13 protein-coding genes and 1 pseudogene are annotated in these 14,252 nt (G+C 74.8%); 3 read left to right on the top strand and 11 right to left on the bottom strand.

Going from position 1 to position 14,252, the window contains the following annotated elements:
• Positions 1-12 precede the first annotated feature (12 nt).
• Positions 13-1,002 (bottom strand): DNA primase, encoded by a 990-nt coding sequence (locus ACIA5A_RS09135; RefSeq protein WP_396758424.1) that lies wholly within the window; start codon positions 1,000-1,002, stop codon positions 13-15.
• A 116-nt stretch (positions 1,003-1,118) separates the two neighbouring features.
• On the opposite strand from ACIA5A_RS09135, the gene ACIA5A_RS09130 reads away from it, so the two are divergent.
• Positions 1,119-1,460: a PadR family transcriptional regulator gene (locus ACIA5A_RS09130; RefSeq protein WP_396758421.1), complete on the top strand. Its 342-nt coding sequence runs from the start codon at positions 1,119-1,121 to the stop codon at positions 1,458-1,460.
• 8 nt (positions 1,461-1,468) lie between these two features.
• Here the strand turns inward: ACIA5A_RS09130 and ACIA5A_RS09125 are convergent, their stop codons facing one another.
• From ACIA5A_RS09125 to deoC, 10 genes and pseudogenes are all read right to left on the bottom strand, one after another.
• On the bottom strand, positions 1,469-2,161 hold the full coding sequence (locus tag ACIA5A_RS09125; RefSeq protein WP_396758419.1) for a permease prefix domain 1-containing protein: 693 nt from the start codon (positions 2,159-2,161) through the stop codon (positions 1,469-1,471).
• A gap of 57 nt (positions 2,162-2,218) precedes the next feature.
• Positions 2,219-4,030 (bottom strand): annotated as a pseudogene (gene cydC, locus ACIA5A_RS09120) (thiol reductant ABC exporter subunit CydC); the annotation flags it as partial.
• Entirely contained in the window at positions 3,952-5,634 is a 1,683-nt protein-coding gene (gene cydD / locus ACIA5A_RS09115; protein WP_396758416.1) for a thiol reductant ABC exporter subunit CydD, read from the bottom strand. The pseudogene cydC and the gene cydD, both read right to left, overlap by 79 nt.
• On the bottom strand, positions 5,631-6,653 hold the full coding sequence (locus tag ACIA5A_RS09110; protein WP_396758413.1) for a cytochrome d ubiquinol oxidase subunit II: 1,023 nt from the start codon (positions 6,651-6,653) through the stop codon (positions 5,631-5,633). Before ACIA5A_RS09110 ends, cydD begins: the two co-directional genes overlap by 4 nt.
• 10 nt (positions 6,654-6,663) lie before the next feature.
• The gene (locus ACIA5A_RS09105; protein WP_396758410.1) at positions 6,664-7,914 is read right to left on the bottom strand and encodes a cytochrome ubiquinol oxidase subunit I; all 1,251 of its coding nucleotides are present in this window, start codon (positions 7,912-7,914) and stop codon (positions 6,664-6,666) included.
• Positions 7,915-8,014: 100 nt separating this feature from the next.
• Complete coding sequence (locus ACIA5A_RS09100) at positions 8,015-8,920, bottom strand: M56 family metallopeptidase (protein ID WP_396758407.1); 906 nt, start codon at positions 8,918-8,920, stop codon at positions 8,015-8,017.
• 10 nt (positions 8,921-8,930) lie between these two features.
• Positions 8,931-9,383, bottom strand: a complete 453-nt coding sequence (locus ACIA5A_RS09095) for a BlaI/MecI/CopY family transcriptional regulator (protein ID WP_181571627.1) — start codon at positions 9,381-9,383, stop codon at positions 8,931-8,933.
• A gap of 32 nt (positions 9,384-9,415) precedes the next feature.
• A complete protein-coding gene (locus tag ACIA5A_RS09090; RefSeq protein ID WP_396758404.1) occupies positions 9,416-10,240 on the bottom strand; it encodes an aldehyde dehydrogenase family protein in 825 nt (274 codons plus the stop codon).
• Entirely contained in the window at positions 10,233-11,690 is a 1,458-nt protein-coding gene (locus ACIA5A_RS09085) for an aldehyde dehydrogenase family protein (protein ID WP_396758402.1), read from the bottom strand. Before ACIA5A_RS09085 ends, ACIA5A_RS09090 begins: the two co-directional genes overlap by 8 nt.
• A 5-nt stretch (positions 11,691-11,695) precedes the next feature.
• Positions 11,696-12,655 carry a deoxyribose-phosphate aldolase gene (gene deoC / locus ACIA5A_RS09080; protein WP_396758399.1) on the bottom strand — a complete coding sequence of 320 codons (960 nt, stop codon included), beginning with the start codon at positions 12,653-12,655 and terminating at the stop codon, positions 11,696-11,698.
• A 136-nt stretch (positions 12,656-12,791) separates the two neighbouring features.
• Between deoC and upp the strand changes: the two genes are divergently transcribed.
• Positions 12,792-13,424 carry a uracil phosphoribosyltransferase gene (upp, locus tag ACIA5A_RS09075; protein WP_181571631.1) on the top strand — a complete coding sequence of 211 codons (633 nt, stop codon included), beginning with the start codon at positions 12,792-12,794 and terminating at the stop codon, positions 13,422-13,424.
• 119 nt (positions 13,425-13,543) lie between these two features.
• Positions 13,544-14,218, top strand: a complete 675-nt coding sequence (locus ACIA5A_RS09070; RefSeq protein ID WP_396758396.1) for a GPP34 family phosphoprotein — start codon at positions 13,544-13,546, stop codon at positions 14,216-14,218.
• The last annotated feature ends 34 nt before the right edge of the window (positions 14,219-14,252 follow it).

Genomic DNA, 14,252 nt, shown 5'->3' with positions numbered 1-14,252 from the left:
CCCCGCTCCGGGTCAGTCGCGCCAGTCCACAACGGCAGAGATCTTGCCGACAATGGTGCGCCAACCCAGACTTGCGGTTTGTGCCCCGATTTTCTTCAACCGGCGGCGACCAAGGAAACCACCGACCCCACCGTTGACGGAAGCGCGCAGCGCCTCGTCCAGATCGTCCAGGCTGGAGCCGGCGGAGAGCATGTCGAGCACGGCCGGTAGCCGCAGGGCGTACGCCAGGTCACGGGCGATCTCGCCGGCCTCGATCAGGAGCGCGGGATCCCACGCGTCGTGCCCGCCGCGGAGGTTCTCCACCACCAGGTCGAGCTCGTAGGTGTCCTCGTCCAGCGGGGCGATGTCGGCCGGTTCCAGCCGTTCGGACAGTTCATTCCAACTGTCCAGCTGGGACAGGTCGTTGGGCGCGCCGGAACGGATGAAAGTGACGAGTGACTCCGGCGTCTTGAAGAGCAGCAGCCGACCCTTGTGGGTGAGGAAGACCGGCACCTCCTCGTCGCCGGCGGCGTCGTCCTCGTCCTCGTCCGCCTCGTCCTCGTCAGCCTTGTCGGCGTCCGCGTCGGCCTCGGCGTCCGCGTCGGCCTTCCGGGACGCGCCGGCGCGCTTGCCGGCCTTCTCGTCGTCCTCGTCGTCGTCCTCGGCGGAGAGGGCGGCGAACTCCTCGTCGAGGATCACCACCTCCTCGTCGTCCTCGGTGTCGACGACCTGGCGGCGGGCCAGGAAGGGGTCGTCCAGGTCGCGCTCGGCGACGTCGGTCGGGGTCAGCTCGCGCGCCGACCGGTAGGCCCGCAGCGTGTAGCCGGTGCCGGCGGGCAGGGCGATCTCCACCGGGTCGATCCGCACCTCGTCCCAGAGCGCGCGGTCCGCCGCCGGGCGGTCGTCCTCGACCTCGTCTGCTGCGGCCGGCGCCTCGGTGTCGTCGAGCTCGGGCTCGTCGGCGTCGGGCCGTTGGGGCGACTGGCGGGCCACGCTGACCTCCGTGTGCGTTCGGGTGCCCACCCGGCGGCGTCGCGCCGCCGAGTGACTCTGCGCACATACCCTAGTGGGCGACCGGTTCCGGTCGGGAGCCGCACCCCGGTGGCGTCCCGAAGCTCGGACAAGTAGGCTTTCTACGCATGAGGGCGCAGGCGCTGCACGGACACCTGGACGCGCTGCTGCTGGCCGTGCTGGAGCGGGGCTCGTTGCACGGCTACGCGATCATCGAGGCGCTGCGGGCGCGCAGCGGCGGCACGCTCGACCTGCCGACCGGCACCATCTACCCGGCGCTGCGCCGGCTGGAACGGGCCGGCCTGGTGGCCAGCACGTGGAGCACGGTCAACGGCCGGGAACGCCGCACCTACCAGCTCACCGACGCCGGCGGCCGGGCGCTCGCCGGAGAACGGGCCGGCTGGCGCGAGTTCAGCGCCACCGTCGGCCGCTTCCTCGGCGCCGACGAGCCGCCGGTGGCCCCGGCCTGACCCGCGCCTCACCGCCGGGCCAGCCGGAGGCCACGCGCGCTGAGCAGCCACCAGCGCGCCGAGCGGGCCAACGCGAACCAGGCCGCCGACACCACCACCGCACCGATGATCATCGGAGGCCAGGTCAACGCGGCGTCCCACAGCCGGACCGACCAGCCGAACAACGCGCCCCCGGCGAGCGCGCCGACCAGCAGCCCGCCGGTCAGCCCGAAACCGACCACCCGGGCCGACCGGAGCACGCCGGCGGAGCCCCACCGGGCGGCCAGCGCGCCGAGCAGCAACCCGGCCAGCGCCAACCCGGCGACCAGCCCCCAGATGCCGTTGAGGGCGGCGGAGAGCAGCAGATAACCCGCCGGCGGGCGCGGCCCGGCGCTCCAGCTCGACCCCCGCCAGGTCAGGTCACCGGCCGCCATCAGCACCACCGCCACCGCCAGCGTGCGCACCGCCAACCCACGCAACGCGCCGGCCGCCAGCTCGGCCTGGAAACCGGGCGCGAGCTGGGCCACGCTGCCGAACTCGGCCACCGCCCGCCGCTCGGCCTCCGCCCGCGGCAGACCACCCTCCCGGTACGCCTCGGCGGCGTCCTCCAGCGCGTGCCGCGCCTCGGTCAGCAGGTCGGCCTTGAGCCGGGTCGGCCCGTGCAGCCGCCCGGACAGCTCGCGCAGCCGCTCCTCGACCCGTGCCCCCTGATCCACGCGCATGGCACCAGCCTGCCACCGTCGGGCCGCCGGCCGCGTCCGGGAGATCCCCGACCCGGCTCAGGGGGAGAGCGCGAGGTAGCCGCGCTCGGCCGCCTCCTGGCGCAGCCACTGCTCCCGATACCAGCCGGGCCGGGCCACCAGCTCGTCGTGCCCGCCGCGCTGCGTCACCCGGCCGTCCTCCAGCACCACGATCTCGTCCAGCCCGGCCAGGCCGCTGAGCCGGTGGCTGATCAGCAGCACCGAGTGCCCGGCCGGCGTGGCGGCGAGCGCGGCGGCCAGCACCGCGTCGGCGGCCGTCGGGTCGAGGCCCTCGGTCGGCTCGTCCAGCACCAGCACCGGCGGGGCGGCCAGCAGCGCCCGGGCCAGCGCGAGGCGCTGCCGCTGGCCGCCGGAGAGCTGCCCGCCCTGCTCGCCGACCACGGTGTCCCACCCGTCGGGCTGGTCGCGTACCCAGTCCAGCAGACCGGCCGCCCGGGTGGCCCCGGTCAGCTCCGCCTCGCCGGCGTCCGGGCGGCCGAGCAGCAGGTTCTCCCGGACCGTGGCGTGGAAGACGTACGCCTCGGCGAGCAGGCCGCCGACCAGTCGCGGCAGGTGCTCGGCGGGGAGGTCGGCGATCGGGGCGCCGTCGACGGTGACCCGGCCGGCGGTGGCGCGTACCGCACCGGTGAGCGCCGCGGCCAGGGTGCTCTTGCCGGCCCCGCTGGGCCCGACCACGGCCACCCGGCGGCCGGCCGGCAGGTCCAGGTCGAACCCGGCCAGCGCGGGCGCGGCCCCGGCCCGGTAGCGGACCGTCACGTCCTCGAACCGCACGTCGTGGCCGCCCGACGCCGGTGGCGCGGTGGCGGCCGGCGTCGTCGCGGCGGGCACGGCGAGCAGCTCGGCGACCCGGGCCAGCCCGGCCCGGAGCTGGGTGCGTTGCCGGGCGGCGGCGACCAGGGCGAGGGCCACCTCGACGGCGGCCAGCGTGCCCACCGCGAGCACGCCGACCAGCACCCCGCCCACCCCGGCGCGCAGCGCCACGACCACCACCGCGGCGGCGGTCAGGCCGCCCACCAGCACGCCGGCGGCGTCCACCGCGAAGCCGGTCGCGGCGAGCCGGCGTTCCAGCCGGGCCAGCCGGTCGGCCCGACCCCGCGCGGCGGCCAGCGCCGCGTCGGTCGCCCCGAACGCGGCCAGGTCGGCGGCGCCGTGGGTGAGGTCCACCGCGTCCACCGCCAGCGCGCCGCGCAGCGGGGCCACCTCGTCGGCGGCGCGGTGGGTGAGGCGGGTGGCCAGCGCGGGCAGCGCCACCCCGGCCAGCAGCAGGCCGAGCGCGAGGACGCCGGCGGCCGGTGGCGAGATCAGCGCCGCGCCGCCGACCGCGAGCACGCTTACCAGCGCCGCCGCGGACCCCGGCACGAGCACGCGCAGGAGCAGGTCCTGGGCCGCCTCCACGTCGGAGACCAGCCGGCTCAGCGCGTCGCCGGTACGCCTGTCGGCGGACTCGCGCCGGGCGGCGAGCGTGGCGAAGACCCGGGTCCGGACGTCGGTGACCATGCGCAGCACGGCGTCGTGGCCGGCGAGCCGCTCGGTGTAGCGGAAGACGCCCCGGCCGACCGCGAGCGCCCGTACCGCGACGATCGCCACGGTCAACCGGTCGAGCGGAGGTCGGCCGGCGGCGCTCATCAGCAGCCAGGTGGCGGTCGCCATCAGCGCCAGCCCGGCGAACTCGGTCGCCGCGGCGAGCAACCCGGCGCCGAGCAGCCGGCCCAGGTAGGGCCGGGCCAGCCGCAGCACCGCCCGCTCGGCGCTCATCGGGTCACCGCCGGGTCGGTGGCGGTCGGGCGCAGCTCGGTGACCCGGCCGTCGGAGACCCGCAGGATCCGGTCGGCGTCGGCCAGGAGCGCCGGCCGGTGCGCGACAAGCACCGCGGTCCGCCCGGCGACCAGCCGCCGGGTGGCGGTCAGGACGACCGCCTCGCTGGCGCTGTCCAGCCGGGCGGTCGGCTCGTCGAGCAGCACCAGCGGGGCGCCCCGGAGGAACGCCCGGGCCAGCGCCACCCGCTGCCGCTGCCCGCTGGACAGGCCGTGGCCGCGCTCGCCGAGCACGGTGTCGAGCCCGTCGGGCAGCGCGTCGACCACCTCGTCCAGCGCCGCGTCGGCGACCGCGCCGGCCAGCGCGGCGTCCGGAGTGGCCGGCGCGCCGAGGCGGATGTTGTCGGCCAGCGACCCGGCGAACAGGTGTGCCCGCTGCGGCACCCAGGCCAGCTCGCGGCGCCAGGCGTCCAGGTCGACGCCGGCCAGGTCGACGCCGTCCACGGTGACCCGGCCGGCGGTCGGGGCGACGAAGCCGAGGAGCAGGTTGAGCAGCGTGCTCTTGCCGGCGCCGCTGGGGCCGATGACCGCCACCCGCTCGCCGGGGCGGATGGTCAGCGTGACGTCCCGCAGCGCGGTGGTCCGGTCGTACGCGACAGTCACGCCCTCGAAGCGGATCTCGCCGCGGCCGTGCGGGGCCGTGCGCCCGGCGCCGGCCGGGGTGGCCGGCGCGTCGGTGGCGGAGAGCGTGAGCGCCTCGTCCAGCGCGGTCAGCCCCTCCATGCTGGCGTGGAACCGGCTGCCGGCGGCGCGCAGCGGCAGGTACGCCTCCGGGGTGAGCAGCAGCACCAGCAGCGCGGTGGAGAGCGTGATCCCGCCGCCGAGCAGCCGGATGCCGACCGGCACCGCGACCAGCGCCACGGAGAGCGTGGCGACGAGTTCCAGGACCAGCGCGGACAGGAAGGCGATCCGCAGCGTCCGCATGGTGGCCTGGCGGTGGCCGTCGGCCATCCGGCGCACCACGTCCACCTGGGCCCGGGCCCGGCCGAACGCGCGCAGCGTGGGCAGCCCGGCCACCATGTCGAGGAAGTGCCCGCCGAGCAGCGACAGCCGCCGCCACTGACGCTCGGTGGCGGCCTGCGCCTGCCAGCCGAGCAGCGCGCCGAAGATCGGGATGAGCGGGATGGTCAGCGCGATGATCAGCGCCGAACTCCAGTCGGCGAACACGATCCGGGCCAGCACCGCCGCCGGCACGGTCACGCTCAGCACGAGCTGCGGCAGGTAGCCGGTGAAGTAGGGGTCGAGCGCGTCCAGGCCGCGACCGGCGAGCGTGGCGAGCTGACCGGCCCGCCGGCCGGCGACCCAGGTGGGGCCGTGCCGGCCGACCGCGCGCAGCAGATCGGCGCGAAGCGCCGCCTTGACCGTCGCGGCGGCCCGCGCGGCCACCGTGCCCTGCGCCCAGCTCACCAGCGCCCGGGCGGCGACCGCGGCCAGGAAACTGGCGAGCGCCGCCCGGTGCAGCCGCCCGTCGATCGCGGTGGCCAGCAGCGTGGCCAGCGCGGTGGCCTGGGCGACCACCAGCAGCGCGGTGAGCCCGCCCAGCACCGCGAGCACGGCGAGGTCGCGCCGGGCCGCGGGGACCCGGCGCAGCAGACGCGGGTCGAACGGGCGGCGGTTCACCAGTACACCGGTGCCCTGCCGTCGATCCGTCCCCGGAACACCCACCAGCACATCGCCTGAAAGCCTAGTAGGGCCGGCACGAGCGGCAGCACGAGCCAGCCCAGCAGCGCCAGCGTCGGGCGACTCGCGGCCGCGTCGGCGACGGTGAGCGACGTCGCCGGGTCGGTGGTGGAGACCAGGATCCGGGGCCAGAGCGCGGCGCCGACCAGCGGCGCGGGCAGCGCCAACGCCGTCGCGGTGGCGGTGAAGGCCACCCCGGCCCGACCCCGGCGCAGCGCCGCGCGGGCCACCAGCAGCGCCGCCACCAGCGCCACCGGCAGGAGTACGGCGACCGCCGGTCGCGCCACGGCGGCGCGTACCCGGTCGGAGAGCAGGCCCAGCGCGGTGGCGGCGCCGATCGCGGTGAGCGCGGCGGGCACCAGGCCACGGGCCAGCCGGGCGAGCGCCGGCGCGTCGGCGGGCGGCAGCCGGAGGGTGAGGAAGGTCGCACCGTGCAGCGCGACGAGCGCGACGAGCGCCAGCCCGGCGGCGGCCACGAACGGGGTGACCACGTGACCGACGCCCGCGACGTGCCCGTCGGCGGTGAGCGGCACGCCCTGGAGCAGGCCGCCGAGCAGCGCGCCCCAGCCCAGCGCGGCGAGCACGCTGCCGACCACCACGATCCGGTCCCAGGCCGCCCGGGCCGCCTCGCCGCCGGCCCGGCCGCGCAGTTGCACGCCGGCGGTGACCAGCACCACCCCGGCCAGCGCGCCGAGCACGACCGGATAGAAGCCGGAGAGCAGTTCCCCCTCCAGGGTGGGGAACGCGCCGAACAGGATGCCGACCGTGGCCACCAGCCAGACCTCGTTGCCGAGGAAGAACGGGCCGACGGCGGTGAGCGCGACCCGGCGGGCGAGCGCGTCGCCCGGTCCGGTGCCGGCGCGCCGGGCCAGCAGCAGGCCGACGCCGTAGTCGTAGCCGCCGAGCACCAGGTAGGCGGCGAAGAAGAGGCCGAGCAGGGCGTACCAGGCGAGTTCCACGACGGGCTCCTCAGGCGAACACGGGCTGGTGGTGGTGGTCGTCGGGCTCGGGCGCGGGCGGGCGGCCGAGCAGCGGGTCGCGCGCGCCCCGGGCGGCGTGCCGGGCCAGCAGCACCCAGTTGGTGACGGTGAGCGCGCCGAGCAGCAGGCTGAACCCGATCAGCGAGGCGAGCATGAGCCCGGCCGGGACCGGGGAGACGGCCTGCGCGGTGGGCAGCAGCCCGTACGCCACCCAGGGCTGGCGGCCCACCTCCCGGGCGATCCAGCCGAGCAGCACCGCCACGAACGGCAGCGGCAGGCCGAGCAGGACCAGCCAGAGCGGGAACCGCAGCCGGATGATCCAGTCGCGCCAGAGCAGCGGCAGCAGGAGCCAGACGCAGCCCAGCGCGAACCCGATCAGGATCATGAAGCCGAGGCCGACGCTGGACAGCACCGGCGGGTCCCAGTCGCCGGGGCCGAACCGGGCGGTCCAGTCGGCCACCACCGCGTCGCGGTCCGGGCCGCCGCCGAACTTGGTGGGCTGGAGCTGCCCGACCGGGCCGAACTGGGCGAAGCCGAAGCCCTGCAACGCGCTGACCGCGAGCGCCGCGGTGACCAGCCCGAGCCGCAGCGAGGTGCGGAACAGCGCGAAGTCCGGCGTGCCGCGCAGCAGGTGCCAGGCGCTGACCGCGGCCATCAGCAGGCCGCCGGTGACCAGGCTCGCGGAGACCACGTGCCCGAACGCGAAGCTGAACGTGGGGTTGGTGAGCAGCGCGCCGAAGTCGGTGAGGTGGGCGACGCCGTCGCGCACCTCGTAGCCGACCGGGTGCTGGAGCCAGGCGTTCGCCACCATGATCCAGAACGCCGAGGCGTACGCGGTGAGCGCCACGCCCCAGAGCAGCGCCAGGTGCAGCCCGCGCCGCAGCCGGTGCCAGCCGAAGATCCACATGCCGAGGAACGTGGACTCCAGGAAGAACGCCACGAGCGTCTCGATGGCCAGCGGCGCCCCGAACACGTTGCCCACGTAGCGCGACAGGCCGCTCCAGTTCAGCCCGAACTGGAACTCCATCACGATCCCGGTGGCGATGCCGAGCACGTAGTTGATCACGTAGAGCTGGCCCCAGAACCGGGTCAGCCGCTCGTAGACCGGCTTGCCGGTGAGGTAGCCGGCGGTCTGGAGCCCGACCAGCAGGGTGACCAGGCCGAGCGTGACCACCACGAAGAGGAAGTGCAGCGAGGTGGTGGTGGCGAACTGGAGGCGGGCGAGGAGCAGGGGATCCACGGCGGTTCTCCCACGGGTTGTTTCGCTTGTCATAGCGACCCTACACGTAGCTTGGCTACCTATAGGGGCGCGCGAACCCGGAGAAGCCCCGTAGGGGTCGTCAGCTCAGGAACAACGAGATCGGCAGCGCGACGAGCGTGCCGGCCACCGCCAACGCGGTCGCCCCCAGCACCCGCGGCGGGCGGTCCGCGACCAGCAGGCGCTGGACGCGTACGTCGAGATCCTGGTCGCCGATGCCGAGCGTGCCGGCCGGCGTGACCCGGTGCCCGGCGGCGGCGAACCGGCGCAGCGCGCCGGCCAGCGGCTCCTCCGCGTGCAGCTCCCGGGCCTTGTCGTCGGCGCGCATCTCGACCAGCAGCGCCACCCGCGCGTGCGCGTCGCGCACCCAGCCGAACCAGGGCAGCGCCCGGCACAGCGCGGTGAACGGCAGCAGCACCAGATCGTGCCGCTCCTGGGCGTGCGCCCGCTCGTGGGTGAGCACCGCCGCCAGCTCCGCCGGATCCAGCAGGTCTACCGTGCCGGCGCTCACCACCACCCGGGGCCGCACCCCGGGCAGGCAGTACGCCGCCGCGCTCGGATGGTCGAGCACGAGCGCGCCCGGCACCGTCGGGTCGCGCCGGGCGACCAGGCTGAGCAACTCCCGGTGCCGGCGCTGGGCGCGAACCGCGCCGTGCACCGCGCGCACGGTCGTGGTGAGCAGCACCGCGCCGATGCCGAAGCCCACCCCGACCAGGCCGAGGTGCGCCGCGCCCACGCCCGGCGGCAGCGTGCCGTGGGCCAGGTCGTCGGCGAGCGCCAGCAGCGCGCCCCCGGTCGGCCGGTCGTAGGCGGCGAGACCCACCGCCATCGGCAGGCCCATCGCGGAGAGCCCGAGCGCCAAGCCGACCGCCTGCCAGCAGACGATCGCCACCCGGGGGGCGCGCCACGTCCACCGCGCGGCGGCGAGGACCTGCGCGGTCAGCCAGCAGGCCAGGATGGTCGCGGCGAAGTGCACGGCGTACGCCACGGCGGCCGCCCTACCGGTCCGTCGCCTCGTCGAGCGCCGAACCGGCGGACCGTCGCGGGTCCTCGACCCGGTCGGTCAGCCCGGCGTTCGGGGCTGTCCCGGCGGCCTCGGCGCCGAGCGCCGCGCGCAGCACCTCCGCCTCGGTGCCGGTCACCGAGCGGGCGAAACGCACCAGCGCGGCGTCCCGGCTGCCGCCGAGGTCGAGGGCGTCGAGCATGAGCTGGGCGATGTGCGCCTCGCGGGTGGCGGCGGGCCGGTAACGCCAGGCCCGCCCCTCCCGCTCGCGCTGCACCATGCCCTTGCCGGCGAGCCGGTCGAGCACCGTCATGACCGTGGTGTAGGCCAGCTCACGCCCGTCCAGGGCGTCGGCGACCTCGCGCACGGTCACGCCGTCCGACGTGGCGGGTACCGAGTCCCACAGCACGTCCATCACCGCACGCTCAAGGTCCCCCAGCCGAGTCACCCGTCAATCCTACCCCGCGTAGTAGACCTGTCTCAGACGCCCTTGGGGTGCCAGACCGTCTTGGTCTCCAGCAACGTGGTCATCCGGGCCAGGCCCGGATCGGCGTGCCAGTCGTGGTCGGCCGGGGCCGGGCGGAGCACCCGCTTGAGGTTCTCCGCGGCCTTGACCTCCAGCTCCACCGCCAGCTCGGCGTCGGTCACGCCGGTCAGGTCGACGGCGTTGACGTCCATGTGCGCGGCAAGCGTCGGCGCGGTCTCGGTGATCTTCCCGGTGAGGATGTTGACCACGCCGCCCGGCAGGTCGGAGGTGGCCAGCACCTCGGCAAGCGTCACCGCCGCCAGCGGCGCCGCCGGGGAGGCGGCCACCACCACGGTGTTGCCGCTGACGATCGCCGGGGCGATCACGCTGACCAGGCCGAGCAGTGCCGGCGTCTCGGGCGCCACCACGGCCACCACTCCTGTCGGCTCCGGGGCCGACAGGTTGAAGTAGGGGCCGGCCACCGGGTTCGCGCCGCCGTAGACCTGCGGCAGCTTGTCGGCCCAGCCGGCGTACCAGACCCAGCGGTCGATCGCCGCGTCCACCTCGTCGGCCGGCGCGCCGAGCGCCACGAACTGCTCGCGCCGGCCCTCCAGCATCTCGGCCACCCGGTAGAGGATCTGGCCCCGGTTGTAGGCGGTCGCCCCGGCCCAGCCCTTCACCGCGGCGCGGGCCGCGACTACCGCGTCCCGCGCGTCCTTGCGGGAGGCCAGCGACACGTTGGAGTCCTGCACGAGATACGACCGTCCCGACTCGCTGCGCGGGAACTTCCCGCCGATGAAGAGCTTGTACGTCTTGCGTACCGCGACCCGCTCAGACATTGAGGTACCCCTCCAGCCCGTGCCGGCCGCCCTCGCGACCGTAGCCCGACTCCTTGTAGCCACCGAACGGCGACGTCGGGTCGAACTTGTTGAACGTGTTGGCCCAGACCACGCCGGCGCGCAGCCGGTCGGCCGTCCAGAGGATCCGGGAACCCTTGTCGGTCCAGATCCCGGCCGACAGCCCGTACGGCGTGTTGTTGGCCTTCTCGACCGCCTCCGCCGGGGTGCGGAAGGTCAGCACGGACAGCACCGGGCCGAAGATCTCCTCGCGGGCGATCCGGTGCGCCTGGGTGACTCCGGTGAAGATGGTCGGCGCGAACCAGAAGCCGCGGTCGGGCAGCTCGCACGGCGGCGACCAGCGCTGCGCGCCCTCGGCGGCGCCGACGTCGGACAGCTCGCGGATGCGGGCGAGCTGCTCGGCCGAGTTGATCGCCCCGACGTCGGTGTTCTTGTCCAGCGGGTCACCGACCCGCAGGCGGGCCATCCGGCGCTTGAGCGACTCCAGCACCTCGTCGGCGACCGACTCCTGCACCAGCAGGCGGGATCCGGCGCAGCAGACGTGCCCCTGATTGAAGAAGATGCCGTTGACGATGCCCTCGACCGCCTGGTCGACGGGCGCGTCGTCGAAGACGATGTTGGCGGCCTTGCCGCCCAGCTCCAGCGTCAGCTTCTTGTGGGTGCCGGCCACGGCCCGCGCGATGGCCCGGCCGACCTCGGTGGAGCCGGTGAACGCGACCTTGTCCACGCCCGGGTGCTCGACGAGCGCCCGGCCGGTGTCACCGGCGCCGGTGACGATGTTGACCACGCCGGCCGGCAGGTCGGCCTGCTGGCAGATCTCGGCGAAGAGCAGCGCGGTCAGCGGGGTGGTCTCGGCCGGCTTCAGCACCACCGTGTTGCCCGCCGCGAGCGCCGGGGCGATCTTCCAGGCGAGCATGAGCAGCGGGAAGTTCCACGGGATGACCTGCGCGGCCACGCCAAGAGGCTGCGGAACCGCGCCGCTGTGCTGGCTCGTCGGCCTCCGGCCGAACCCGGCGTGCTCCAGCTTGTCCGCCCAGCCCGCGTAGTAGAAGAAGTGCGCGGCGACCAGCGGCAGGTCGACGTCGCGGGACTCGCGGATCGGCTTGCCGTTGTCCAGCGACTCCAGCACGGCCAGCTCGCGGGAGCGCTCCTGGATGATCCGGGCGATCCGGAACAGGTACTTCGCCCGGTCCCGGCCCGGCATCGGACCCCAGACCTTCTCGTACGCCTTCCGCGCGGCGCGGACCGCACGGTCCACGTCCTCGCGACCGGCCTCGGCGATCTCGGCCAGGACCTCCTCGGAGGCCGGGTTGACCGACTTGAAGCTGCCGCCGTCGGACGGGTCGACGAACGTCCCGTCGACGAAGAGCCCGTACGAGGGCTTGATGTCGACCACCGAGCGCGACTCGGGGGCGGGTGCGTATTCGAACATCGCGTTCAGTCCAGGGTGAAGTAGTCGGGGCCGGCGTAGACGCCGGTCGTCAGCTTGGTGCGCTGCATGAGCAGGTCGTTGAGCAGGCTCGACGCGCCGAACCGGAACCAGTCCGGGTCGAGCCAGTCCGCGCCGACCGTCTCGTTGACCATGACCAGGTACTTGATCGCGTCCTTGGTGTTCTTGATGCCGCCGGCCGGCTTCACGCCTACCTGCCGGCCGGTGGCCGCGCGGAAGTCGCGGACCGCCTCCAGCATCACCAGGGTCACCGGCAGCGTGGCCGCGACCGGGACCTTGCCGGTGGAGGTCTTGATGAAGTCGCCGCCGGCCAGCATGGCGAGCCAGGAGGCGCGCCGCACGTTGTCGTAGGTGGCCAGCTCGCCGGTCTCCAGGATCACCTTCAGGTGCGCGTCCCCGCACGCCTCCTTGGTGGCCACGATCTCGTCGTGGACCTCCTGATAGCGACCGGCCAGGAACGCGCCCCGGTTGATCACCATGTCGATCTCGTCGGCGCCGGCCTCGACGGCTGCCCGGACGTCGGCGAGCTTGATCTCCAACGGGGCCTGTCCGGACGGGAACGAGGTCGCGACGCTGGCCAGGTGCACGTCGCTGCCGCGCAGCACCTCGGCCACGTACGGGACCATCGCCGGGTAGACGCAGACCGCGCCGACGTGCGGGCAGCTCGGGTCCGCCGGGTCGGGCCGCAGCGCCTTGGCGGCCAGCGCCCGCACCTTGCCCGGGGTGTCGGCCCCCTCCAGCGTGGTCAGGTCGACCATCCGGATCGCCAGGTCGATCGCCTCGGCCTTGGCCGTGGTCTTGATGGAGCGGGTGCCGAGTTGGGCCGCCCGCTGCTCCGCGCCGACCTGGTCCACGCCCGGTAGGCCGTGCAGGAAGGTCCGCAGAGCGGTCTCGGATCGTCCCAGCTCGGAGAGGTCCGACCGGGCCGACGTCGCTGTCGCCGTCATGCCCCGAATAGTACGCACCCGCGAGTCGAGTGATCTTGGTCATGGCCGAGTGGTCGCGCGGGTTACACGTGAGCGGCGTCGCTGGTCCGCCCGCACCCGGCGTGCGCCGCGCCGGTGACCGGTAGGTTGAGCGATCGTGGACGTAACAGTCATTGACCATCCGCTCGCCCAGACGCGGCTGACCGCCATGCGGGACGCCCGGACCGACTCCGCGTCGTTCCGGGCCGCGCTGCGCGAACTCACCACCATGCTGGTGTACGAGGCCGCGCGCTCCTTCCCCGTCGAGAACTACTCGATCCAGACCCCGGTCACCGCCACCGAGGGCACCCGGCTGGCCAACCCGCCGCTGCTGGTGCCGGTGCTGCGGGCCGGGCTCGGCATGGCCGACGCCGCGCTCGCCCTGGTGCCCGAGTCGTCGATGGGCTTCGTGGGCCTGGCCCGCGACGAGGAGACGTACGAGCCCCGGGCGTACATGGAGTCGCTGCCCCGGGACCTGAGCGGCCGGCCGGTGCTGGTGCTCGACCCGATGCTGGCCACCGGCGGCTCGCTGGAGCACTGCTGCCGGCTGCTCGCCGACCGCGGGTGCACCGACATCACCGTGCTGTGCGTGCTGGCCGCGCCGGTCGGCATCGAGCGGCTGGAGCGCTCCGGCCTGCCGCTGCGCCTGGTCACCGCGTCGATCGACGAGGGCCTGAACGACCGGATGTTCATCGTTCCGGGCCTCGGCGACGCCGGCGACCGCCAGTTCGGTGGCATGCCGCGCTTCTAGGTGCACCGGAAAGGGCCCGATCCGCTCGGACGGGCCCTTTTCGCGCGATCCGGGCGGCGGAGCGGGAGACCTCGGCGTGTCGGTGCGCGGGCTGCGCGGAGGCGCTAGCGTTCCGGGCCATGACTGGTGTTGCGCTCGCCGAGGAACTGCTCCTCCTCGCGTATGACGACGAAACCGGCAAGGCCGCCATGCCGCGGATCAGCCTGGACCTGGGCATGGCCGCCGCGGTGCTGGTCGAGCTGGCCCTTGCCGGCCGGGTCGCGTACGCGGACGGGAACCTGGCGGTGGTCGACCCGGCGCCGACCGGCGAGCCGATCGCCGACGCGGTCCTCGCGAAGATGGCCGCGGACACCCCGCACACGCCGTCGTCGTGGGTGCAGCGGCTGCGGCACGGCCTGCGCGACAAGATCCTCGGCGACCTCTGCGGCCGGGGCGTGGTCCGCGACGTGGACGAGACCGAGTTGGGCTTCATCCACGTGCACCGCTACCCGGTCGCCGACGCGTCGGTCGAGGTGGACATCCGGCGGCGGCTGGCCGAGGCCCTGACCAGCGGCCAGCTCCCGGACGAGCGGACCGCCGCGCTCGCCACACTTGTCGCGGTGCTGCGGATGGAACCGGCGCTCGGGCTGACCGGCGCCGCCGCCGACGAGGCGGGGGCGCGCCTGGAGGAGATCGCGGCCGGCGCCGGCTTCTCCGGCACGGTGAGCCTGGACGACAGCGTGGTGCGTCCCTCGGTGAGCCTGGTCATCGCCGCCCTCGGCCAGGCCGTCGACGCCGCCCTCGGCAAGCGGTAAGGAAGGGCCCCCTCTTAACGCCTCCGGTAGAGAA

Origin of the sequence: Micromonospora sp. NPDC051300 (genome assembly GCF_044455315.1) — a bacterium.
GTDB classification, from domain to species: Bacteria; Actinomycetota; Actinomycetes; order Mycobacteriales; family Micromonosporaceae; genus Micromonospora; species Micromonospora robiginosa.
Note: the sequence above shows the minus strand (reverse complement) of the source record. Positions and strands in the feature narration are given on the sequence as shown.

Excerpts from the sequence above, each read along its gene's own strand:
- ACIA5A_RS09070 (WP_396758396.1), top strand. The coding sequence starts at position 13,544 with ATGACTGGTGTTGCGCTCGCCGAGGAACTGCTCCTCCTCGCGTATGAC.
- ACIA5A_RS09085 (WP_396758402.1), bottom strand. The coding sequence starts at position 11,690 with ATGTTCGAATACGCACCCGCCCCCGAGTCGCGCTCGGTGGTCGACATC.
- deoC (WP_396758399.1), bottom strand. The coding sequence starts at position 12,655 with ATGACGGCGACAGCGACGTCGGCCCGGTCGGACCTCTCCGAGCTGGGA.
- ACIA5A_RS09130 (WP_396758421.1), top strand. The coding sequence starts at position 1,119 with ATGAGGGCGCAGGCGCTGCACGGACACCTGGACGCGCTGCTGCTGGCC.
- ACIA5A_RS09090 (WP_396758404.1), bottom strand. The coding sequence starts at position 10,240 with ATGTCTGAGCGGGTCGCGGTACGCAAGACGTACAAGCTCTTCATCGGC.
- ACIA5A_RS09125 (WP_396758419.1), bottom strand. The coding sequence starts at position 2,161 with ATGCGCGTGGATCAGGGGGCACGGGTCGAGGAGCGGCTGCGCGAGCTG.